The organism is Kribbella caucasensis (assembly GCF_004361855.1).
Taxonomy (GTDB): domain Bacteria; phylum Actinomycetota; class Actinomycetes; order Propionibacteriales; family Kribbellaceae; genus Kribbella; species Kribbella caucasensis.
The window spans coordinates 140,412-162,448 of the sequence record NZ_SNWQ01000019.1 but is presented as its reverse complement, the minus strand read 5'-3'; the positions used below and the strand labels follow the sequence as shown (position 1 = coordinate 162,448).

General features: G+C 69.4%; 22 protein-coding genes. 17 read left to right on the top strand and 5 right to left on the bottom strand.

All coding sequences use genetic code 11. The features are described 5' to 3' along the window. The first annotated feature begins 7 nt into the window (after positions 1–7). The 3 genes from EV643_RS32425 to EV643_RS32415 are packed head-to-tail and all read left to right on the top strand — an operon-like array spanning position 8 to position 3,758. Complete coding sequence (locus EV643_RS32425) at positions 8–604, top strand: hypothetical protein (RefSeq protein WP_238165945.1); 597 nt, start codon at positions 8–10, stop codon at positions 602–604. A 41-nt stretch (positions 605–645) separates the two neighbouring features. After that, positions 646–1,392, top strand: a complete 747-nt coding sequence (locus EV643_RS32420) for a beta-phosphoglucomutase family hydrolase (protein WP_133803994.1) — start codon at positions 646–648, stop codon at positions 1,390–1,392. Further along, the gene (locus tag EV643_RS32415; RefSeq protein WP_133803993.1) at positions 1,389–3,758 is read left to right on the top strand and encodes a glycoside hydrolase family 65 protein; all 2,370 of its coding nucleotides are present in this window, start codon (positions 1,389–1,391) and stop codon (positions 3,756–3,758) included. Before EV643_RS32420 ends, EV643_RS32415 begins: the two co-directional genes overlap by 4 nt. Positions 3,759–3,773: 15 nt before the next feature. Here EV643_RS32415 and EV643_RS32410 read toward each other — a convergent pair whose 3' ends face one another. Both EV643_RS32410 and trpS read right to left on the bottom strand, forming a co-directional pair. Then, complete coding sequence (locus EV643_RS32410; protein ID WP_133803992.1) at positions 3,774–4,532, bottom strand: endonuclease/exonuclease/phosphatase family protein; 759 nt, start codon at positions 4,530–4,532, stop codon at positions 3,774–3,776. Next, the gene (gene trpS, locus EV643_RS32405; protein ID WP_133803991.1) at positions 4,529–5,527 is read right to left on the bottom strand and encodes a tryptophan--tRNA ligase; all 999 of its coding nucleotides are present in this window, start codon (positions 5,525–5,527) and stop codon (positions 4,529–4,531) included. The genes EV643_RS32410 and trpS overlap by 4 nt, the downstream gene beginning before the upstream one ends. A 200-nt stretch (positions 5,528–5,727) precedes the next feature. On the opposite strand from trpS, the gene EV643_RS32400 reads away from it, so the two are divergent. From EV643_RS32400 to EV643_RS32390, 3 genes are all read left to right on the top strand, one after another. Then, positions 5,728–5,979, top strand: coding sequence for an amphi-Trp domain-containing protein (locus EV643_RS32400; RefSeq protein WP_133803990.1), 252 nt, complete (start codon positions 5,728–5,730; stop codon positions 5,977–5,979). A gap of 45 nt (positions 5,980–6,024) precedes the next feature. After that, positions 6,025–7,200, top strand: a complete 1,176-nt coding sequence (locus EV643_RS32395) for an acetoin utilization protein AcuC (RefSeq protein WP_133803989.1) — start codon at positions 6,025–6,027, stop codon at positions 7,198–7,200. Positions 7,201–7,326: 126 nt separating this feature from the next. Then, positions 7,327–7,542: a helix-turn-helix domain-containing protein gene (locus tag EV643_RS32390; protein ID WP_012923942.1), complete on the top strand. Its 216-nt coding sequence runs from the start codon at positions 7,327–7,329 to the stop codon at positions 7,540–7,542. A gap of 54 nt (positions 7,543–7,596) precedes the next feature. On the opposite strand, the gene EV643_RS32385 is transcribed toward EV643_RS32390, so the two are convergent. After that, positions 7,597–8,469, bottom strand: coding sequence for an alpha/beta fold hydrolase (locus EV643_RS32385; RefSeq protein WP_133803988.1), 873 nt, complete (start codon positions 8,467–8,469; stop codon positions 7,597–7,599). 22 nt (positions 8,470–8,491) lie between these two features. Between EV643_RS32385 and EV643_RS46560 the strand changes: the two genes are divergently transcribed. The 5 genes from EV643_RS46560 (at position 8,492) to EV643_RS32360 (ending at position 13,343) form a co-directional block, all read left to right on the top strand. Further along, positions 8,492–10,435 (top strand): ATP-binding protein, encoded by a 1,944-nt coding sequence (locus tag EV643_RS46560; protein WP_255513063.1) that lies wholly within the window; start codon positions 8,492–8,494, stop codon positions 10,433–10,435. A gap of 46 nt (positions 10,436–10,481) precedes the next feature. Beyond that, positions 10,482–11,000 (top strand): GNAT family N-acetyltransferase, encoded by a 519-nt coding sequence (locus tag EV643_RS32375; protein ID WP_133803987.1) that lies wholly within the window; start codon positions 10,482–10,484, stop codon positions 10,998–11,000. 115 nt (positions 11,001–11,115) lie between these two features. Continuing rightward, positions 11,116–11,217, top strand: a complete 102-nt coding sequence (locus EV643_RS32370) for a 30S ribosomal protein bS22 (RefSeq protein WP_008356322.1) — start codon at positions 11,116–11,118, stop codon at positions 11,215–11,217. A gap of 40 nt (positions 11,218–11,257) precedes the next feature. Then, entirely contained in the window at positions 11,258–12,256 is a 999-nt protein-coding gene (locus EV643_RS32365; RefSeq protein ID WP_238165944.1) for an NAD-dependent epimerase/dehydratase family protein, read from the top strand. Next, on the top strand, positions 12,249–13,343 hold the full coding sequence (locus EV643_RS32360) for a lysophospholipid acyltransferase family protein (protein WP_133803986.1): 1,095 nt from the start codon (positions 12,249–12,251) through the stop codon (positions 13,341–13,343). Before EV643_RS32365 ends, EV643_RS32360 begins: the two co-directional genes overlap by 8 nt. A gap of 65 nt (positions 13,344–13,408) precedes the next feature. Here EV643_RS32360 and EV643_RS32355 read toward each other — a convergent pair whose 3' ends face one another. Then, positions 13,409–14,503: a DUF5667 domain-containing protein gene (locus EV643_RS32355; RefSeq protein WP_238165943.1), complete on the bottom strand. Its 1,095-nt coding sequence runs from the start codon at positions 14,501–14,503 to the stop codon at positions 13,409–13,411. 205 nt (positions 14,504–14,708) lie between these two features. Further along, positions 14,709–15,251 carry a sigma-70 family RNA polymerase sigma factor gene (locus EV643_RS32350; RefSeq protein ID WP_133803984.1) on the bottom strand — a complete coding sequence of 181 codons (543 nt, stop codon included), beginning with the start codon at positions 15,249–15,251 and terminating at the stop codon, positions 14,709–14,711. A 333-nt stretch (positions 15,252–15,584) separates the two neighbouring features. On the opposite strand from EV643_RS32350, the gene EV643_RS32345 reads away from it, so the two are divergent. From EV643_RS32345 to EV643_RS32320, 6 genes are all read left to right on the top strand, one after another. Continuing rightward, positions 15,585–17,033: a class I adenylate-forming enzyme family protein gene (locus tag EV643_RS32345; protein WP_133803983.1), complete on the top strand. Its 1,449-nt coding sequence runs from the start codon at positions 15,585–15,587 to the stop codon at positions 17,031–17,033. Then, the gene (locus EV643_RS32340; RefSeq protein ID WP_133803982.1) at positions 17,030–17,272 is read left to right on the top strand and encodes a glutaredoxin family protein; all 243 of its coding nucleotides are present in this window, start codon (positions 17,030–17,032) and stop codon (positions 17,270–17,272) included. The genes EV643_RS32345 and EV643_RS32340 overlap by 4 nt, the downstream gene beginning before the upstream one ends. Positions 17,273–17,386: 114 nt before the next feature. Further along, positions 17,387–18,142: a redox-sensing transcriptional repressor Rex gene (locus tag EV643_RS32335; RefSeq protein WP_133803981.1), complete on the top strand. Its 756-nt coding sequence runs from the start codon at positions 17,387–17,389 to the stop codon at positions 18,140–18,142. Further along, entirely contained in the window at positions 18,139–19,425 is a 1,287-nt protein-coding gene (locus EV643_RS32330; RefSeq protein WP_133803980.1) for a glutamyl-tRNA reductase, read from the top strand. The genes EV643_RS32335 and EV643_RS32330 overlap by 4 nt, the downstream gene beginning before the upstream one ends. Next, entirely contained in the window at positions 19,422–20,303 is an 882-nt protein-coding gene (gene hemC / locus EV643_RS32325) for a hydroxymethylbilane synthase (protein WP_133803979.1), read from the top strand. The genes EV643_RS32330 and hemC overlap by 4 nt, the downstream gene beginning before the upstream one ends. Then, on the top strand, positions 20,300–22,036 hold the full coding sequence (locus EV643_RS32320) for a bifunctional uroporphyrinogen-III C-methyltransferase/uroporphyrinogen-III synthase (protein ID WP_133803978.1): 1,737 nt from the start codon (positions 20,300–20,302) through the stop codon (positions 22,034–22,036). The genes hemC and EV643_RS32320 overlap by 4 nt, the downstream gene beginning before the upstream one ends. Position 22,037: the final 1 nt, after the last annotated feature.

Genomic DNA, 22,037 nt, shown 5'->3' with positions numbered 1-22,037 from the left:
CCCGACCATGGGTATTCGCTCGGGCAGCCCGAATGCCGCCGCGCACCCAGCCGCGCCGGCGCCTGAAGAACAAGACCAGCCGAACGAACCGCTCCCGGTACTGCCGTGGCGCGTCCCGTTGGATCCCGCGCCGTGGTGGGCCTGGGCACTGTTCGTGGCGCCGTTCGTCGCCGTGCCGCTGCTCAACTCCTGGCTATGGATGGGCGCCCGCGACCTGCTGGCCGTCGGCCTCTTCGTCATCATCGGCGCCTCGGTCGTCCGGGTCGCCGGCGGCGTGGTGCTCTACCGGGTCGAGATCACCGCGACCGCGGTCAAGGCCCGGACCAGCCTGCTCGTCCGCAGCCTCGCCTGGCAGGACGTGGACCGGGTCGACGCCGAGGACGGTTCGGTCGTGCTGATCAACGGCAGCGACGAGAACGAGATCAACGGCATCGCCAAGGACCGCACCGAGCAGGTCGCGACCGTGATCGAGGCCGCCCGCCGAGCCGCCGCGGATCAGCCGGTACGCCGGTCCCGTCCGCGCCCCGGCCTCGGCGTGGCGATGGTCCTTCTTTATCTGTTCCTCGCGGTCGGCGCGTTTCTGTGGCGGTGGCACCTCCTGTAGGTCGTAACCTCTTCTGGGGATACCGATCTGGAAGGTGAGCAATGCTGGGACTGCCCGCAGGGATACGGGTCTGTCTGTTCGACTTGGACGGAGTGCTCACCGACACCGCGGCGGTGCACGCCGCGGCCTGGAAGGAGATGTTCGACCAGTTCCTCCAGGAATGGGCCGAGCAACACGGGCAGCCCTACGTCCCGTTCGACGCGGGCGCGGAGTACGAGCAGTATGTGGACGGTAAACCGCGCGCCAACGGGGTCCGGGACTTCCTGGTCTCGCGGGGGATTCACCTCCCCGAGGGCACCAAGGACGATGCACCGACAGAGGTGACCGTCAACGGTCTCGGCAACCGCAAGAACGAATCCGTCCAGCACCGCATCCGTACCGACGGAGTGCGCGTCTACGAGGGATCCCGGCGCTACCTCCAGGCCGCGGCGGAAGCGGGACTGCGGCGCGCGGTCGTCTCGTCGAGCGCCAACGCCCGCGAGGTACTGGAGGTCACCGGCCTCGCACAGTACATCGAGGAGCGGGTCGACGGGGTCACCATCCAGACCGACCATCTTCGGGGCAAACCGGCGCCGGACACGTTCCTCGCGGCGGCCATGGGCTTCGGGGTCGGGCCGGCCGAGGCCGCCGTGTTCGAGGACGCGCTGGCCGGAGTCGAGGCCGGGCGGGCCGGTGAGTTCGGGTACGTCGTCGGCGTCGACCGGGTCGGCCAGGCGGACGAACTCAAGGCCCGCGGCGCCGACGTCGTGGTGACCGATCTGGACCAGCTGCTCGAGGAGACCCGATGAAAGACCGGGCACATCACCCGATCGACCCTTGGCGGCTGCGGGAGACCGAGCTCGACCTCGACGACCTGGCTCAGTCAGAGTCCTTGTTCGCCTTGTCCAACGGCCATATCGGCCTGCGCGGCAACCTCGACGAGGGCGAGCCGTTCGCCTTTCCCGGCACCTACCTGAACTCCTTCTACGAACGCCGCCCGCTGCCGTACGCCGAAGCCGGATATGGCTACCCCGAGTCCGGCCAGACCCTGGTCGACGTCACCAACGGCAAACTGATCCGGCTGCTGGTCGACGACTCACCCCTCGACCTGCGGTACGGCGAACTCCACTCGCACGAACGATCGCTCGACTTCCGCGACGGCGTCCTGCACCGCGAACTGGACTGGACCTCCCCGGGCGGCAAGCGGGTCAAGGTGCAGTCCCGGCGGCTCGTGTCGCTGACCCAGCGCGCGGTCGCCGCCGTCGAGTACATCGTCGAACCGCTGGAGGAGTCGGCCCGGTTCGTCGTCCAGTCCGAACTGGTCGCGAACGAGACCCAGCCACGGCTGTCCGACGACCCGCGGGTGGCGGCCATACTCGACCAGCCGTTGCAGGCGGTGTCGAGCGACGGCGACCTCGAGGAGGTCGTGCTGATGCACCGCACCCGGTCGAGCGCCCAGCTGATGGCGGCCGGGATGGCCCACAAGGTCGAGTGCACCGAGCGGTACGAGCTCGACGTCGACGTCCGCGACGACTGGGCCCGCACCACCGTCATCTGCGAACTGAAACCCGGGCAGCGGCTGCGGGTGGTGAAGATCATCGCGTACGGCTGGTCGAGTCTGCGGTCCGAGACGGCGATCGGCGACCAGGTCGCGGCCGCCCTGGCGAGTGCGAAGTTCTCCGGCTGGGACGGGCTGGTCCAGCAGCAGAAGGAGTTCCTGGACGATTTCTGGGACGCTGCCGACATCGAAGTCCACGGTCATCCGGAGCTGCAACAGGCGGCGCGGTTCGCGTTGTTCCATGTGTTGCAGGCGGGGGCCCGGGCCGAGCGGCGGGCGATTCCGTCCAAGGGGCTGACCGGTGCGGGGTACGACGGTCACACCTTCTGGGACACCGAGGGTTACGTGCTGCCGGTGCTCACCTACACGATGCCGGACGCCGCGGGCGACGCGTTGCGCTGGCGGCACTCGACCCTCGAACTCGCCAAGGAACGCGCCCACGTCCTCGGCCTGAAGGGTTCCGCCTTTCCCTGGCGGACGATCCGCGGCCAGGAGTGCTCGGGGTACTGGCCGGCCGGGACAGCGGCCTTCCACATCAACGCCGACATCGCCGACGCGGTGAACCGGTACTACGTCGCCACCGGTGACGAGCAGTTCATCGAGGACGTCGGCCTCGAGTTGCTGGTGGAGACCGCGCGGTTGTGGATCTCGCTGGGGCACCACGATCGCCATGGCGCCTGGCACATCCCCGGCGTCACCGGTCCGGACGAGTACTCGGCCGTTGCCGACGACAACGTTTTCACCAACCTGATGGCCGCCCGGAACCTGCGGATCGCGGCCGAGACGGCGGCCCGGCATCCGGTCAAGGCGCGCGAGCTCGGGGTGGACGTGGAGGAGGAGGCGGCCTGGCGGGATGCGGCCGCGGACGTGTACATCCCGTACGACGAGGAGCTCGGCGTACACCCGCAGTCCGAGGGCTTCACCGGGTACGCCGAGTGGGATTTCGAGGCTTCCCGCGGGAAGTACCCGTTGATGATGCACGCGCCGTACTTCGAGCTGTACCGCCGGCAGGTGATCAAGCAGGCCGACCTGATGCTGGCGACCTACTGGTGTGGCGACCGGTTCACGCCCGAGGAGAAGGCGCGCAACTTCGACTACTACGAACGACTGACCGTGCGCGACTCGTCGTTGTCGGCGTGCGTTCAGGCGGTGATGGCGGCCGAGGTCGGTCATCTCGATCTCGCCTACGACTACGCGTACGAGGCCGCGCTGATCGATCTGCTCGACCTGCACCACAACACCGGCGACGGGTTGCACATGGCGTCCCTGGCCGGTGCGTGGACGGCCCTGGTCGCCGGGTTCGGCGGTCTGCGGGAACGCGACGGGCATCTGTGTTTCGATCCCCAGCTCCCGGACGGGATGACTGAGCTGGCGTTCTCCATCCGGTGGCGTGGCGTGCGGTTGCGGGTCGACATCCACCACAAGAAGGCCACGTACGCCATACACGACGGGCCTGACGCGAAGATCACCCTCTCCCACGAGGGTGAGGAGATCACCGTGGCGGTGGACAAACCGGTGACCAGACCGATCCACAAACGCAAACCGATCCTGCCCCGACCGACCCAGCCCCCCGGCCGCGAACCCATGTCAGCCCTTGGCCGGAACCTCCCAACCTGAGATAACCGCTGCCAGTCAGGTGAGGCGCAGGGTTGCGGCGACCGGCCAGTGGTCGCTGGGCAGCCGGCCGCGGGGGCGGTGGTGGGAGACGGCGGCCTCGACGACCTGCCAGCCCTTGCCTAGCAGGATGTGGTCGATCCGGTCCCGATCGGTCGCGCCGGTGAAGTCGTGCTCGGTCCCGCCCTCACCCGGCGGGACCGCGTCGATCCAGCCGGCCTCGGTCAGTGCGGTCAGCGGCGGCGACCCCGGTTCGGCGTTGAGGTCGCCGATCAGGATCCAGTGCCGATAGGGCTCGGCCGACAACCATCGGTCGAGAAGGTTCGACGACTCCACCCGCGCGATCTCGCCCGCGTGGTCGTAGTGCGTGTTGGCGATGCCGACCTGACGCCCATCGGCGTGGACCAACCGGACGAGCGTGGCGATCCGGGTCAGGTGGGCATCCCAGCCGACCGAGCCAGGGGTCGCCGGTTCCGGGGACAGCCAGCGGGTCTCGTGCGACTCGATCTGCCAGTCCCCGGGCCGGACCATCACCACCGAGTGTTCACCGGCGTTCACCCCGTCGTCCCGCCCGGCGCCGACGATCTCCCGGTCCGCGAACCGCTCGCGCAGGAACTCCAGTTGATCCGGCAACACCTCCTGCAACCCGACCACATCGGCCTCCAACGCAACGATCGCGTCGGCCGTCGCGTCCCGGCGTACCGGCCAGGCGTCATCGCCGTCCGGCGCCGAGGAGTTGCGGATGTTGAACGTCGCGACACGCAGCAGCAGGCTCACCCAACTGATCCTGCCAAACCCGTCCCACCCGCTTCACTGCCGGTCAGCCCCATGGCCCGGATCGCCGCGCGGAGCCGCGGTTCGCCGGCCGCGATCGCCCGGTCCCGGCCCTGCGCGAGCATCCCGTCGACGGCACCCGGCTCGGACGCGAGAACGGCGTACTCCTTCTGCAGGGGTTCGATCACGCTCAGCACCGCCTCGGCGACGTCCGCCTTGAGCTCGCCGTAGGACGAGTACGCCGCCGCGAGCGCGACTGGATCTCCGTCGGTACAAGTGGCGAGGATCTCCAGCAGATTCGTGATCCCGGGTTTGGCCTCCTCGTCGTGCCGGACCTCGGTACCGGAGTCCGTCACGGCTCGCAGGATCTGCCGGCGGATCACGTCCGGCGGATCGAGCAGCCGGATCGTGCCGACCGCGTCGTCCGCGGCCGACTTGCTCATCTTGGCCGTCGGGTTCGCCAGGTCCTTGATCCGCATCGCCAGCGCCGCCTTGGCGAGCTCCGGTACGACGAACGTCTCGCCGTACTCGCGGTTGAACCGGATCGCGATATCCCGGGCGAGTTCGACGTGCTGGTCCTGGTCACCGCCGACCGGGACCCGATCCGTCCCGTACAAGAGGATGTCGGCCGCCATCAGGCACGGATACGTGAACAGCGAGGCCCGGGTCATCGGTTTGCCCCGGCCCTTCTCCTTGTACTGGATCATCCGGGCCAGCTCACCGACGTACGAGGTGCACTCGAGCAGGTACGCCAGTTGCGCGTGCGCCGGGACATCCGCCTGCACGAACACCGTGCCGGCGGGCAACCCGGCGGCGAGCATCAACGTCGCCGTCTCCCGGGTCAGCGCCGCGAGCCGGCGTGGATCGTGTTTGGTCGTCATCGCGTGCAGGTTCGCGACGAAGTAGAAGCCGTCCGGGTCGGTGAACCGCCGGAGCGCGCCGAGATGGTTGCCGAGGGTCAGCCGGCCGGACGGGGTGATTCCTGACAGAGAGGTCATTTCCGTTGTCCTTAAGGGTTTCAGGCCCCACCGAGGACAAACGAAAAGGCCGCCTCGGCAAGGCGGCCTTGGGTGCGTGTGAACGCTGCGGGTCCGCCGTCAGGCGGCCCACCACTGCTGTGAGGTCAGTTTGTTCACGTCCCCAAGATACCCGTACTCCGGCCGCCGTGGCGACCCTGGTGGCTGGAAGGATTGCGGTCATGAGTGAGCGAGATGTCGAACGCACCTATTCAGTCACCGACTTCACCGCCAAGCTCCGCCGGCTGGCGGACGCCCTGGACGCGGGCAAGCCGTTCCGGATCCAGGTCGCCGGTGAGCGTTTCACCGTCCCGAAAGACGCCCAGATCAGCGTCGAGCACGAGCGCGGCGACGACGAGGTAGAGATCGAGTTCCAGCTGAAATGGAAGCTCGCCGACACCCCCGAGGCCCCCGAGGACGACGACGAGGTCTGAGCACGAGGCGAGGCGCGACGGGAGGTTGGAGGCTATCGTCGGGGCATGAGTGGTGAGGCGATGCTGGTGTTCGACGAGGGGCTGACCGCGTACGACTTCGGGCACGGGCATCCGATGAGTCCGATCCGGGTCGACCTGACGGTCCGGCTGGCTCGCGCGCTCGGCGTACTCGATCAGCTCAAGGTCGTCCCGGCTCCCGTCGCGGACGACGCGTTGATCGCGACCGTGCACACCGAGGAGTACATCGCCGCGGTGAAACGCGCGGGCGAGGACCCTGACAGACCCGATCCGGTGCATGGACTCGGCACCGAGGACACCTACTGCTTCCCACAGATGCACGAGGCGTCGGCGCATGTCGTAGGCGCGACCGTCGAGGCCGCGCGGGCCGTCTGGGAGGGCGACGTCCTGCACGCGGCCAACATCTCGGGCGGCCTGCATCACGCGATGCCCAACTCCGCCAGCGGATTCTGCGTCTACAACGACCCCGCGGTCGGGATCCAGTGGCTGCTCGATCACGGTGCCGAGCGGGTCGCGTACGTCGATGTGGACGTGCACCACGGCGACGGAGTACAGGCGGTCTTCTACGACGATCCGCGGGTGCTGACCGTGAGCCTGCACGAGTCGCCGACCACGTTGTTCCCCGGCACGGGTACGGCGGGGGAGACCGGTGGCCCTGGTGCCGAGGGGACCGCGGTCAACATCCCGCTGCCGCCGGGGACCGGGGATGCCGGCTGGTTGCGGGCGTTCCACGCGATCGTGCCGGATGTGGTGAAGGCGTTCGGACCGAGTGTGCTGGTGACGCAACACGGCTGCGACTCGCACGTTGAGGACCCGCTCGCGCATTTGACGAAGTCCGTCGACGGCCAGCGCGCGGCGTACCTGGCCCTGCACGACCTGGCCCACGAGACCTGCGGCGGCAAGTGGGTCGCGACCGGGGGCGGCGGTTACGCGATCATCGACGTCGTCCCACGCGCGTGGACGCACCTGCTCGCGATCGTGGCCGGCCAGCCGATCGATCCGGACATGCCGGTTCCCGAGGGCTGGCGCGAGGACATCCGGATCCGGTACGGCCGGGTCGCTCCGGCCCGGATGACCGACGGCCGTGACGCGTCGTACGCGGATTGGTCGACCGGGTACAACCCCGACACCTGGCTGGACCGCTCGATCAAGGCGACCCGGGACGTGAGCTTTCCGCTGCTCGGCCTCGATCCCACGTACTGACTGTTTTAGTCACACCAGACACCCTCTTTCCCATTCGCACCAACAGCCACTACGCTCAGTTCATGCACGGGCGGAGGTGCCGGAGGGGAAGCCGGCGCACGATCCGTGCTGGAAGTGCGGTGCGCAATGGCATCAAAGAAGTCCGGCGGTGAGCAGCCGCTCGCTGAGGTGAAGTTTCTGACCGTGGCGGAGGTTGCCACGGCCATGCGCGTGTCCAAGATGACGGTGTACCGGCTGGTGCACTCCGGCGAGCTGCCCGCGGTCCGCGTGGGTCGTTCCTTCCGGGTCTCCGAGGACGCCGTGCACGACTACCTCAAGGGCGCCTTCTTCCAGGCCGGATAACCACACAACACAAGCGGCCGGATCCCCAGCGACCGGCCGCTTCGCGCTGCCCGTTTACCGAGTCAGCAGCTCGCGTAAGAGCTTGCTGATCTCGGCCGGGGACTCTTCGGCCATGAAGTGGCCGGCGGACGTTGTCCGGTGGTCGAGATCCGGCGCCCACTGCGACCACAGGGCGGCGGCGTCGAAACCCAGGGCGGAACCCCAGTCCTGCTGGACGACCGTGACCGGCATACCGAGCCGGTTGCCGGCGTCGCGATCGGCCTGGTCGTGGGTGATGTCGATCCCGGCCGTGGCGCGGTAGTCGGCGACGATCGACGGTACGGCGGCCCGGCAGGCATCCAGGTACGCCGTACGGATGCCGGCCGGGATTGCGGCCGGGTCGTTCGCCCAGAGATCGAGGAAGTAGCCGAAGAACGCGTCGGGGCTGGCCGAGATGAGTTGTTCGGGTAGCCCGGCGGGCTGGGCCATCAGATAGAGGTGGAACCCGACCGCGGCGCTGCGGCCTTGCAGTACGGACCACATGTCCAGCGTCGGGAGCACGTCGAGGATCGCCAGCTGGGTGATCGTGTCGGCGTGGTCGAGGCCGGCCCGGAACGCGACGAGCGCGCCGCGATCGTGTCCGGCGAGGGCGAAGCGGTCGTGTCCCAGGGACTTCGCCAGCGCGACGATGTCGGCGGCCATCGTACGTTTCGAGTACGCCGATCCGTCGGTCTCGGCCGGTTTGTCGCTCGCGCCGTACCCGCGGAGGTCCGGGCAGATCACAGTGTGGTCCGCCGCGAGGTCGAAGGCGACGTGCCGCCACATCAGGTGTGTCTGCGGGAACCCGTGCAGCAACACGATCGGGCTGCCGCTCCCGCCGACGGCCGCGGCGAGTGACACTCCGTCGGCGACGGGGATCCGCTGGCAGTCGAATCCGGCGATGGTCATGGGTCTGTTCGATGAGCATTCGATGAGCGTTACCGTTGGCGCCATGGGCGAGCGGTCGAGTTTCGGGGTGCTCGGCCCGGTGGTTGCCTGGGACAACAACGGTGATCCGGTCGGGTTGAAGGGGCCGCGGCATCGTGCGGTGCTCGCCCGGTTGATCGTCGCCCGCGGGCGCGTCGTACCGGTGGAGTTGCTGGTCGACGAGCTGTGGATAGACCCGCCGGCGGGTGCACTGAGCGCAGTACGGACGTTTGTCGCGTCGCTGCGGCGGGCGATCGAGCCGGAGCGGGCGCCCCGGGCTCCAGCGCGCTTGCTGGTGACCGAGGGGCCGGGTTATGCGTTGCGGGCGGGGCCGGAGGATGTGGATGCCTGGCGGTTCGAGCGGGCGGTCAACGTTGCCGCCAAGGTTGCTCCGGCCGAGGCGCAGGACAGGCTCGACGAGGCGCTGACCTGGTGGCGTGGCCCGGCCTATGCGGAGTACGCCGACGAGGGCTGGGCGCATGCGGAACGCTCCCGGCTCGCGGAACTCCGCCTGCAAGCGATCGAGAGCCGAGCCGATGCGCGGTTGTCCCTCGGCCGCGCGGCTGAGGTGGTCGCCGAGCTGGATGCCCACGTGATCGAGCACCCGTGGCGCGAGGAGGCGTGGCGGTTGCTGGCGCTCGCGCTGTGCCGCGCCGGCCGCCAAGGTGATGCCCTGGCCGTACTACGCCGCGCCCGCGGCCTCTTGGTCGAGCAGCTCGGGGTCGATCCCGGTCCTGCCCTTCGCCGGTTGGAGCAGGACATCCTCAACCAGGCGAACCACTTGGACCCGGCCGGTCAGGTGTGGACAGAGGCCGTCGCGGCGTACGACCGGACCGTGGGGATGGGCGCCCGGGTGAGGTTGGAGTCGACGGTCGGGTTGCTGCGTGGGCTCGCGGTCACCGGTGGCGGCGGACTCGAAGCGGCCCGGCAGCACCGCCTCGCCGCGATCACCGCGGCCGAGGAACTCGGGGATGCCGACCTGACCGCACGAGTGATCGGCGCCTACGACGTCCCGGCGATCTGGACCCGCTCAGACGACGAGAACCAGGCAGCTCAGATCGTCGCCGCGGCCGAGCGCGCGCTGGCGGCCCTCCCGCCGCTTGGTCGGGAGGTGGCTCGGGTGCGGTTGTTGGCGACGATTGCGGTGGAGTCGCGGGGGACGCGGGCGGCGCGTGGACCGGCGGCGGCGCGGGAGGCGGAGGAGATCTCGCGAGGGCTGGACGATCCGGGGTTGCGGGCGTTCGTGCTGAACGGCGTGTTCATGCAGACCTTCCACCGCGCCGGTCTGGCACTGCAGCGGGACCAGATCGGCACCGATCTGATCGAGCTGTCCACGCGGCACGGGCTGACCACTTTCGAGGTGTTGGGGCACCTGATCCGCTTGCAGGCGCGCAGCGCGCTCGCCGACTTCGCCACCGCCGATCATCATGCCGTGGCCGCCGATCACCTGGCCGATCGGCACGAACTGCCGCTGGTCGGCGTATTCACCACCTGGTACCGCGCGCTGCGGTTGGCGGCGGGTGATGCGCCGGCCGCGGAGATTGAGGCGGCCTACCGCTCAGCGGCCTCGCTGTTGCGCGGGGCCGGGATGCCTGGGCTTGAACACGGCCTGCTCCCGTTGGCGTTACTGTCGGTGCGGTTGCGGCAAGGGGCGGCGGTGAATGACGACGACTTCGGGCCCTACGAACCGTGGGTGCGGCCGTTCGTGTTGTTGGCCGAGGAGCGCCGTGATGACGCGGCGAAGGCGTTGGAGCGGATCCCGGACCCGCCGCGCGATCTGTTGTTGGAAGCAAGGTGGTGCCTGGCCGCGCAGGCAGCCGTTGCTCTGGGCAACCAGTCGATACTTGAAATGGCACAGCGCGAACTCGCCCCCGCCAAGGACGAACTGGCCGGCGCCGGCAGCGGACTGCTCACCCTGGGACCCGTCGCGGCGTACCTCGCCCGCTGACGAAACCGCCTGCGCATGCGGGCCGTAGTACTGGAGACTGGGCAGCATGACGAACAGGTATGGCGGGCCGGGGGTGCGGCTGGTGGGGGACGGGCTGGTGCTGCGGGAGTGGGAGCGGGGTGATCTGGCGGCGATGGTCGAACTGTTCGACAACCCGGAGGTGGCGTACTGGACGCCGCTGCGGACGCCGTTCGATCTCGCGGCCGCCGAGGCGTACTACGACGTCGCGCGGTCCGACAACGGGCGGATCCAGCTCGCGATCACGACCGACGGGGAGCGGCCGCTCGGCGAGGTGCTGCTGGGTGAGAAGACCACCGCGCTCGGGTACTCCATCGGACCGGCGCACCGCGGTCAGGGCCTCGCCGTACGGGCGCTGGTCCTGCTGACCACCTATGCCCACGAGGTCGTCGGGCTGCCTCGGGTGATTCTGGAGATCGAGCCGGACAACGAGGCGAGTTCGTCGGTCGCGCGGCGGTCGGGTTATCTGCTCACCGATCAACCGCCCAAACCCGCGACGGACAAAGGCCGCGAGCTCACGCTGCTGACCTGGGAGCACTTGGCCTGATCATCTGGGCCCGGATGACCCACGTGCATACCAGGCGATAGGACCTCAAATAGGTGGGTAAGCATCCTTACGGGTAGGCTCTACCGACGCTCTCTTTAAGTTTGGATGGTCCACTGTGGGTTCGGTTATCAAGAAGCGCCGTAAGCGGATGGCGAAGAAGAAGCACCGCAAGCTGCTGAAGAAGACGCGGGTGCAGCGCCGCAAGCTCGGCAAGTAAGCAGGTCCCGCCGCTCGGCTGTCGAGGCTGGGGGTCACTCGTGGCGCACGTAGTGATGGTGACCGGCGTCTCCCGGGACGCCGGTGCTCGGTGTGCCCGGCGACTGGCCGCGGATCCGTCCATCGACACCGTGATCGGTATCGACGTGGTTCCGCCCCGGGCCGAGCTCGGCCGGGTCCGGTTCGTCCGGGCCGATATCCGCAATCCCGTGATCGCGAAGGTCATCGCCGGTGAGGGCGTCGACACAGTCGTCCACACGGGCGTTGTGGCGACCCCTGGAAGCGCCGGCGGCCGGTCGTCGATGAAGGAGATCAACGTCATCGGCACCATGCAGCTGCTCGCCGCGTGCCAGAAGGCGCCCGGCGTGAGCAAGCTGGTGGTGAAGTCGTCCACCACCGTGTACGGCGCGGGTCCGCGCGATCCGGCGATGTTCACCGAGGAGATGGCGCCCCGGGCGATCCATCAGACCGGGTTGAGCAAGGACGCGGTCGAGGTCGAGGGATACGTGCGCGGGTTCGCCCGGCGCCGCCCCGACGTCTGCGTGACCACTCTGCGGATGGCCAACTGGATCGGCCCGCAGACCGACTCCCCGATCACCCGGTACTTCGCGATGCCGGTGATCCCCACCGTCTTCGGGTTCGACGCGCGGCTGCAGTTCCTGCACGAGTCCGACGGGGTCGAGGCGATCCACCACGCGACAGTCCAGGACCGGCCCGGGACGTTCAACTTGGCCGGTGACGGGATTCTGATGCTGTCCCAGGCGATCCGGCGGCTCGGGCGTCCGGCTCTGCGGCTGCCCTCGTTCACGGCGGCGAGCACCGCGGTCGTCGTACGGCGGGCCCGGCTGGCCGACTTCTCGCCTGATCAGATCACGTTCCTGACCTATGGACGGGCCGTTGACACCGCTCGGATGCGGACGGAGTTCGGCTTCGAACCGGCGTACACGACCGCGCAGGCGTTCGACGACTTCCGCGCCAAGCTCGGGACGGGTGCGGTGACCGCGACAGCCCGGTTGCTCAAGGGAGCGTTGCGTGGCTGACGCGGACGTGATCCCGATCGGCTCCGGCGGCCGCCCGGGTCGCGGCACCGGCCGCCGGACAACGCCTTCCGCCGCGGCTCGTGCCCTAGCCGGCACCCCACGGAAGAAAAGCTCCCGTAAGGCCGCCGACAACCCGGGTCCGGTGAAAGAGGAGGCCGTGCCGACCGCTGGGGTCGACGAGGTGGGTGCGGACGCCGTACCGGGTGGGATGGACTTCGCCGGGTTCGAGCGGCTGGTGCGGGATACCTTCGGGGCCGAGGGGGAGCGCAAGGTCGCCGAGTGGCTCGCGTTCCTGCGCCGGCGGCTGACCGGGGAGTATGAAGTCGACGAGTTCGGCTACGACGCCGAGCTGACCGACCAGGTGCTGCTGTCGGTACTGCGTCCGCTGGCGGAGAAGTGGTTCCGGGTCGAGGTCCGTGGCGTCGAGAACATCCCCGACACCGGCGGCGCGCTGATCGTGGCGAACCACTCCGGCACGATGCCGCTGGACGGACTCGTCACCCAGCTGATCATCGCGGACCACGCGCACCGGCCGCTCCGGACCCTCGCCGCGGACCTGGTGTTCCAGACCCCGTTCGTGGGGGAGCTGGCGCGGAAGGGCGGCGCGACGATGGCGAGCAACGACGACGCGGAACGGCTGCTCAGCCGGGGCAACCTGGTCGGCGTCTGGCCCGAGGGGTTCAAGGGGATCGGCAAGCCGTTCAGCGAGCGGTACAAGCTGCAGCGGTTCGGCCGGGGCGGATTCGTCAGCGCCGCCATGCGGACCGGCGTACCGATCGTCCCCTGTTCGATCGTCGGCGCCGAGGAGATCTACCCGCTGGTCGGCAACATCGCGTCGCTGGCCCGCCTGCTCGGCGTCCCGTACATCCCGATCACGCCGTTCTTCCCGCTGCTGGGCCCGCTCGGCCTGATCCCGCTGCCGTCCAAGTGGCTGATCGAGTTCGGCGAGCCGATCCGCACCGACGACTTCCCCGAGGGCGCCGCCGACGATCCGATGCTGGTCTTCAACGTCACCGACCAGGTCCGTGAAACCATCCAGCAGACCCTCTACGCCCTCCTCATGCAACGCCGCAGCGTCTTCTTCTAGCCACCAACAGAGAGGACCCCGGTCGACGAGATGTCGGCCGGGGTCCTCTCTGTCTGTCAGTACTGCTACTTCCAGGGTGGGAGCAGGGTCTCGAGGACCCCAGGGATGTTGAGGGTTGGTAGGGAGATGATCGGGGTCGTCGGGAACGGCCACGGCCAGCTCGGCGTACCGGCGGTCGGCAGGGTCGGGAGCGGGCCCGACGGTGTCGACGTCGGTGTGCTCGACGGCTTGGTGCCCGGTGGGGTGGCTAGCGGCGTCGTCGGCTTGGCGGTGTTCTTCTCTTCCACCGCGGTCGTGTTCGGCGCCTGGCTGGGGATCACGGTCGGCCCACCACCGGTGGTCGGGTCCGCGGACGGAACCGGGTTCGACGGATCCTTCGGCTCGGTCACCTGGGTGCCGGGCCTGTCCACGCTCGGCTGCCCCGAATTCTTCGCCGGCTTCGGCTGGTCGCACTTGGGGCAGGCGACACTGGTGTGCTGGGCAAGCTGCTCGATCGTCGCCAGCGCCTCGACAGCGGACTTCAGCGACTCGGGCGGCAACTGCGGAGCCAGCTCACCTATGGCCTGGCGGGCGCTGGTGATGAACTCCGTGATCGCCGTGATCGAGGTGGTGTCACCGTCCTGCTGGTACGACGCGACGAGCCGGGACACGCCCTTGCGGGCCTGGACCGAGAAATCGTCGAGTGTGCTGTCGATGGTGGCCACGTCGCCACCGTTGCCGACCAGCGCGCGGACTTCGGACAGACGGTTCATGGCATGCTCGAGATCGCGCCGGCCGCGTGAGTCGTCGCCGACGCTCACGTTGGTCGAGACGTTCTCGATGCTTCGCTTCATCCCGTACAGCGTGTCGCCGGGCATCGCCTGCTGGGCGGCGGCAGCGGAACCGATGCCACCTCCGAGCAGGACCAAGGCGGCCGTGCTGGCCACCAGCCTGATGCGCCGGCCGTGACGGGGGCGGATCTGTGTCACGGACGCGTCGTCCTCGCGCGGAGGCGACTCCTCCTCGCTGCTCGGCGTGCTGCGCACCACGGTCGGAGTCGTCGCGGCACGGGCCGCTGCCTGCTCGAGGAGGCGGTGCCTCAGCTCGGCAGAGAACTCCGGTCGCGGTGCCACTGCTCCGGCGGTCCTCAGCCGCCCGACCAGTTCCACAGCTTCCAGCAACTCAGGATCGTCGCTCAGTCGCGAAGAGTGACGGGGCCCGTGATCGACGGCGTGCGCGAATGACTCCGCGCGCGCTCGAGCCCTGGTTAGGTCACTCATGGATACTCGTTCTCCTCAATGGCCAGTCGGGGTCACCGACAGGTCCTCACCAGGCAAACGAGGAATATCCCTGACGGGTTACGAAGTACATTCGTTGTCATCCTCCTCACCTCAAGTCCTTGGGGATAACCTTCGCCAAGTGCCGGACGGCCCTCAGCTGAAGCTGTTTGACGGCGCCTTCTGACTTCTCCAGCGCCTTGGCGGTTTCCGCGATCGACAGGCCGGCGAAGAACCGCATGGTCAGGCAGTCCCGCTGCTCCTCGGGCAGCGCCGCGACCGCCTCCCGCAGTACTTCGGCGGTGGCGGCGGCCAGCACGTCGATCTCCGGCCCTTCGGTCTGCCGGTCGTGGGTCTCGATCTCGTCGGTGACCACCTCGAGCCGGACCCGGCCGGACTTGTAGTGGTCGGTGATCAGGTTCCGCGCGATCGTCACCAGCCAGGCCCCGAAGTCCCGGCCCTGCCAGCGGAACGAGTCCAGCGCGCGGAGCGCCCGGACGAACGTCTCGCTGGTCAGGTCCTCCGCGAGCGCCGAGGACGACACCCTGGCGTAGATGTACCGATAGACGGTGAGCGAGTACTCGTCGTACAGCTCACCGAAAGCACCGACGTCTCCAGCCTGGGCGCGATCGACGAGTTCTGCACGTCTCATCCCGTCCGGGCTCGGCTCCGGCGTCGTCAAGATTTCTCCCCGTTTCGACTGACACGTCCACTGACACATCCCCGACGGACACATCCACGGATGGCCACGGCGGCTGAGACAGCACCGAGCGTTACGCCTGAAGCACCGGCTGTCAACAGCAGCAGGCGCGTCGGCTGCCGTCCAGTCCGAAAGTTGTTCCCCACCTGTTCCAGCCTCGGCAAGTCGTCCACGTCACGCACGAGTTCCCCTGTATAGACCTCGTCACGCTGCGCTGCAACAGTTCCAGCGCGTAGAACCCCCAGTCAGGGCGAGACCCTACCGGTTACGTGGCAGACTCGCCTGGTGAACTTCAACTTCGCGGACATTCTTCGTGGCACCGCGGAACGTCTCGGCGAAGGTCCGGCGGTGCTGGACGGCGACCGGCGGCTGACCTGGGCCGAGCTGGACGCGGCGGTCGAGCAGGCCGCGCAGGGGTATCTGGCGGCCGGCCTGGTGCCGGGGTACCGGGTGATCCTGCTGCTGGCGAACAGCCTGGAGTTCGTCACGTCGTACCTCGGTGCGCTCCGCGCCGGCCTCGTCGCCGTACCGCTGAACACGGGGCTGACGAAGTCCGAGATCGGGCACGTGGTCGCCCATTCCGGCGCCCGGATCGCGGTCGCGGACGGCGATCTCGCGGCCAAGGTCGAAGGCATCCGGGTGGTCCGGGCCGGCGAGCTGACCGGTACGGCGCCGCTGTCGCCGCTGACCGACCCCGAAACGCTCGCCGTCCTGCTCTACACGTCCGGCACCAGCGGCGACCCGCGCGCCGCGATGCTCACTCACCGCGCCCTCGCCGCCAACGTGCGGAACCTCTCCGAGCTCGGCGAGGACCGGATGGGCCCCGACGACGTCGTCCTCGGTGTGCTGCCGATGTTCCACGCCTTCGGCCTGAACGCGGTCCTCGGCTGGACCATCGCCACCGGCGCCACCCTCGTCATCGACCAGCGGTTCGACTCGGTCCACACCCTCGGCCTGATCAGCCAGTACGGAGTGACCCGGCTGCCGCTGGCTCCGCCGGCGCTGCACGCGTTGCTCGCCCGGCCCGACCTCAAGGAGACCCTCGGCACGGTCAAGGTGGTCCTGACCGGGGCGTCCACCCTCGACCGCTCGCTGGCCGACCGGTTCGAGCAGGCCACCGGGTTGTTCGTGCACCAGGGCTACGGGCTGACCGAGGCCTCGCCTGGTGTCACCACGACGCTCGGCGAGGAGAACCCGAAACCGGGCTCGGTCGGCCGTCCGCTGCCGAACGTCGAGCTGCGGATCGCCGACGAACAGGGCGAGGACGTCGAGGGCGACGATCCCGGCGAGATCCTGATCCGCGGCAATAACCTGTTCTCGGGGTACTGGCCGGAGGGCGTGGACGGGCCGGACGAGCAGGGCTGGTACCGCACCGGCGACGTCGGGTACCTGGATGCCGACGGCGACCTGTTCCTGGTCGACCGGTTGCGCGAGCTGATCATCGTCAGCGGGTTCAACGTCTTCCCGGTCGAGGTCGAGGAGGTCCTGGTCGGCGCGCCCGGAGTCCGCGAGGCGGCCGTGATCGGCGTACCGTCCGAGGAGACCGGCGAGGCGGTGAAGGCGTTCCTTGTACCGGCGACCGGGGCGTCCGTGGATGTGCACGAGGTCAGGGAGTACGCCGAGACCAGGCTGGCCCGGTTCAAGTGCCCGGTGGAGATCGAGGTGGTCGACCACCTGCCGCACTCGGTCACCGGGAAGGTCGCGAAGGGCCGGCTCCGGGAGGCGGACCGATGAGCGAGCCGCGCGTCACCCTGTACGGCAAGCCCGGCTGCCATCTCTGCGATGACGCCCGGGTGATCGTCGAGCAGGTCTGCGCGGAGCTGTCCGTCGGCTGGACCGAGATCGACATCACCCAGGACCCCAAGTTGTTCGCCGAGTACGGCGAGCAGATCCCGGTCACCCTCGTCGACGGCCGCCAGCACGACTTCTGGCGAGTGGACGCCACGAGGCTCAGGAAGGCCTTGACAACTTAGTGCCATGGGTCACGCCTGACCTTCTCGATTTTGTTCTCACGTTCACAAGCTCCTAGAGTGGGGTAGTCGCCGGCCGTGAGGCGGTGGCGAGGAACCACCGAATCCAGGAGAGTTGTGACGCCTGCCCGCAGCCGTCGCCCCAGCGCGCCGACGAGAACAGAACGCGGCATCCCCGAAGCGACTGTCGCGCGCTTGCCGGTGTACCTGCGGGCCCTGACCGCGCTGTCGGACGGCGGGATCGCGACCGCCTCCAGCGAGGACCTGGCCACCGCGGCCGGAGTCAATTCCGCCAAACTCCGCAAGGACCTGTCGTACCTCGGCTCCTACGGCACCCGTGGCGTCGGGTACGACGTCGAGTACCTGCGCTACCAGATCGCCCGCGAGATCGGTGTCACCCAGGACTGGGCCGTCGTCATCGTCGGGATCGGAAACCTCGGCCACGCGCTGGCGAACTACTCCGGCTTCGGCACCCGCGGCTTCCGGATCGTGGCGCTGCTGGACGCCGATCCGGACCTGGTCGGCGAGCAGATCGGCGACATGGAGGTCCGCGACATCGCCGAGCTGGAAGACATCGTCAAGACGGACCGGGTCTCGATCGGCGTCATCACCACGCCCGCCGGTCCGGCCCAGGAGGTCTGCGACCGTCTCGTCACGGCCGGCGTGACCAGCATCCTGAACTTCGCGCCGGTGGTGCTGTCGGTGCCCGCCGGTGTCGACATCCGCAAGGTCGACCTGTCGATCGAGTTGCAGATCCTGGCGTACCACGAGCAGCGCAAGTCCGGAGAGGCCGCGCTGCCCCCGGTGCCCGAGCTACCCACCATGAACGGCCTGCCCGATCTCCCGAGCGTCGGCGGAGGTGTCGGCGCATGAGCTATCTGGTCGTCGGCATCTCGCATCGGAGCGGGGACATCTCCGTCCTGGAGCGGGTCGCGCTGGACCCGGACGCCGCGACCAAGCTGGCTCTCGCGGTGCAGCACAGCCCGGCGGTCGCCGAGTCCGCCGTACTCGCGACCTGCAACCGCACCGAGGTCTACGCGGCCGTCGACCGGTTCCACGCCGGTATGGACGAGGTCACCGCGATCCTGTCCGACATCACCGGCGTCCCGCTGATCGACCTGGCCGAGCACCTCTACGTGCACTTCGAGGAAGGCGCGGTCGCGCACCTGTTCCAGGTCGCCGTCGGGCTGGACTCGATGGTCGTCGGCGAGAGCCAGATCCTCGGCCAGGTGAAGGAGTCGCTGCGGGTCGGCCAGGACCTGGAGACGATCGGCACCGACCTGAACGCCCTGTTCCAGCACGCGTTGCGGACCGGGAAGCGGGCTCGCACCGAGACGGGGATCGACTCGGCCGGCCGGTCGGTGGTCTCCGCCGGGCTGGAAGCCGTCGGTGGTTCGCAGGGCCGTCGCGCGCTGATCGTCGGGGCCGGTTCGATGGCCTCGCTCGCCGCGCAGACGATGCTCGCGGACGGCGCGGCCAGTGTCACCATCGCCAACCGGAACTACGACCGCGCCGTCGCCCTGGCCGAACGCGTCGGCGGTACCGCGATCCAGCTCGCCCAGGTCCCCGAGGCGCTGGCCGAAGCGGATCTCGTGGTCAGCTGCACGGGCGCACGCGGCGTCGTACTGACCGAAGCGATGATCCGTACTGCGACCGACGGCCGCCCGTTCGGCGTACTGGACGTCGCTCTGCCCCGCGATGTGGAGCCGGGCGCAGCGCGGATCCCCGGCGTCACCCTGGTCACCCTCGCGGACCTGGCCGGTACTGCGGGCGGCAGCGAAGACGACATCGAGGACGTACGCCGGATCGTCGGCGAGGAGTCGGGTTCCTTCGAGGCGACCCGGCGGGCCGCGTCCGTCGCGCCGACCGTGGTCGCGTTGCGCGCGATGGCGACCCAGTTGGTCGAATCCGAACTGGCCCGGCTGGACCGCAAGCTGCCCGGTCTCGACGACGCCCAGCGGCAGGAGGTCGCGCGGACCATCCGTCGCGTGGTCGACAAGGTGCTGCACACCCCGACCGTGCGGGTGAAGGAGTTGGCCGCCGACCCGGGCGGGCCGACGTACGCGGACGCCCTCCGGGAGCTGTTCGCGTTGGACTCCGCGACCGTTGACGCGGTCACCGCCCCCAAGACCACCCCTGGAGGTGAGTCCGCATGATCAGACTTGGTACTCGACGGTCCGCCCTGGCCACAGCTCAGGCCACGTGGGTCGCCGACGCGCTGCGCGGACTCGGGCACGAGGTCGAGCTGGTCCCGATCGTCACCACCGGCGACGTGAACCGCGCCCCGCTGGAGCAGATCGGCGGCACCGGCGTCTTCGTCAGTGCACTCCGGGATGCCTTGCTGGCCGACGAGATCGACATCGCCGTGCACTCGCTCAAGGATCTGCCGACCGCCCCGGTCGACGGGTTGACGATCGGCGCGATCCCGGTCCGCGAGGACCCGCGCGACGTACTGGTGGCCCGCGACGGGCTGACCCTCGGCGAGCTGCCGACCGGCGCGCTGGTGGGCACCGGTTCGCCCCGCCGGGTGGCCCAGCTGGACGCGCTCGGCCTCGGCCTGGAGCTGACCGGCATCCGCGGCAACGTGGACAGCCGGATCGCGATGGTCGCCGATGGCAAATTGGACGCGGTGGTGCTCGCCCGGGCAGGGTTGGCCAGGTTGGGCCGGCTCGGCGAGGTCACCGAGACGCTGGATCCGATCCAGGTGCTGCCGGCTCCCGGACAAGGGGCCCTGGGCATCGAGTGCCGGGCCGGCGACAGCACGGTGCTGGCGGCGCTGGCGCCGTTGGAGGATTCAGCCACCCGCGCGGCCGTGACGGCCGAGCGGCAGTTGCTGGCCACGCTCGAGGCGGGCTGTACTGCGCCGGTCGGCGCGCTCGCCGAGGTGGTCGAGGGTGAGGACGGCCTGGAGCTGTGGCTCCGGGGAGCGCTCGGCACGGACGACGGCGTACAGCGGCTGTCCGCCAACGGGCCGGCCGACGACCCGGTGGGAGTCGGGCGGGCGCTCGCGAGTGAGTTGCTGGAGCGGACATGACAGTGGCACGGGGTACGACGACGACGGCGAAGAAGACGAGCAAGAGGGCGAAGGCGACGGCAGACGTGAGCATCGCGAAGACAGCAGCGGCCACCAAGGCGCCCCAGAAGGTACCGGCGAAGATCGCGGCCTCCACCAGCACGGTCAAACAGACCAGGCCGCTCGGCCATGTCACATTCGTCGGCGTCGGCCCAGGTGATCCCGCCCTGCTGACGCTGGCCGGCCGGGACGTGCTCGCGAACGCGGACGCCGTCGTGGTCGAGGGGCCGGAGCACAACCCGTTCCTGGCCTACTGCAAGCCGGACGTCGAGGTGATCGACGGCTCCGGCGCCGAGGGCAGCCGGGCGCTGAGGATCGCCGCCCGCGCCCGCCTGGTGGTGAAGACCGCGAAGACCACGGCGAACGTGGTCCGGTTGCTCACCGGCGACCCGTTCACCTTCTCCAGTGGAGCCGAGGAGGCCGCCGCCTGCCGCAAGGCCGGCATCGGCTTCAACGTGATCCCCGGGGTCAGCGAGGTCAGCGCCGTCCCGACGTACGCGGGGATCCCGCTGACGATGAAGGGCGACCGCGAGGTCACGGTGCTCGACCTGGCCGAGGCCAAGCTCGACTTCACCCGCCTGCACCCGAAGCAGACCCTGGTCCTCCTGAACGCGGTCGAGGTGCTCAAGGACACCACCACCGCGCTGATCGAGGCCGGTTTCGACGCCGGTACGCCGGTGGCGGCGACCGTCGGCGGGACGACGACCGCGCAGACGAGCGTGATCGGCACCCTCGGCACGATCGTGGCCGACCTGCGTGCGGCCAAGGTCGTCGGCGAGGCGGTCATCGTGGTCGGCTCGGTGGTCGAGCAGCGCGAGTCGCTGTCCTGGTTCGAGACCAAGCCGTTGTTCGGCTGGCGGATCCTGGTGCCGCGGACCAAGGACCAGGCCGGCCCTCTGATGGACCGGCTCCGCCGGTACGGCGCGATGCCGGAAGAGGTGCCGACCATCTCGGTCGAGCCGCCGAGGAACCCGCAGCAGATGGACAAAGCGATCCGCGGCCTGGTCGAGGGCCGGTACGAGTGGGTTGCCTTCACCTCGGTGAACGCGGTTCGCGCGGTCCGGGAGAAGTTCGACGAGTACGGGCTGGACGCGCGGGCGTTCTCCGGGCTGAAGATCGCCGCGGTCGGCGACAAGACCGCCGAGGCGATCGCGGCCTGGGGCATCCGGCCGGACCTGATCCCGTCCGGTGAGCAGTCCGCCGCCGGCCTGGTCGAGGACTGGCCGCCGTTCGACGAGCTGCTGGACCCGATCAACCGGGTGTTCCTGCCGCGCGCCGACATCGCCACCGAGACGCTGGTGGCCGGCCTCACCGATCTGGGCTGGGAGGTCGACGACGTCACGGCGTACCGGACGGTGCGCGCGGCCCCGCCGCCGGCGCCGACCCGGGAGGCGATCAAGTCCGGCAAGTTCGACGCGGTGGTGTTCACCTCGTCGTCGACGGTCCGGAACCTGGTCGGCATCGCCGGCAAGCCGCACGCGTCGACGATCATCGCGGTGATCGGCCCGGCCACCTGGAAGACCGCCGAGGAGCACGGCCTGCGGGTCGACGCGATGGCCGAATCCCCGTCGGCCGAGGAACTCGCGGACGCACTCGCTCGATTCGGGGCGGACCGGCGTGACACCATGATCGAGGCCGGTGAACCGGTCACCCGCCCGTCCGAGCGCCGCTCGGGCTCCCGCAGGAAGAGCTGAG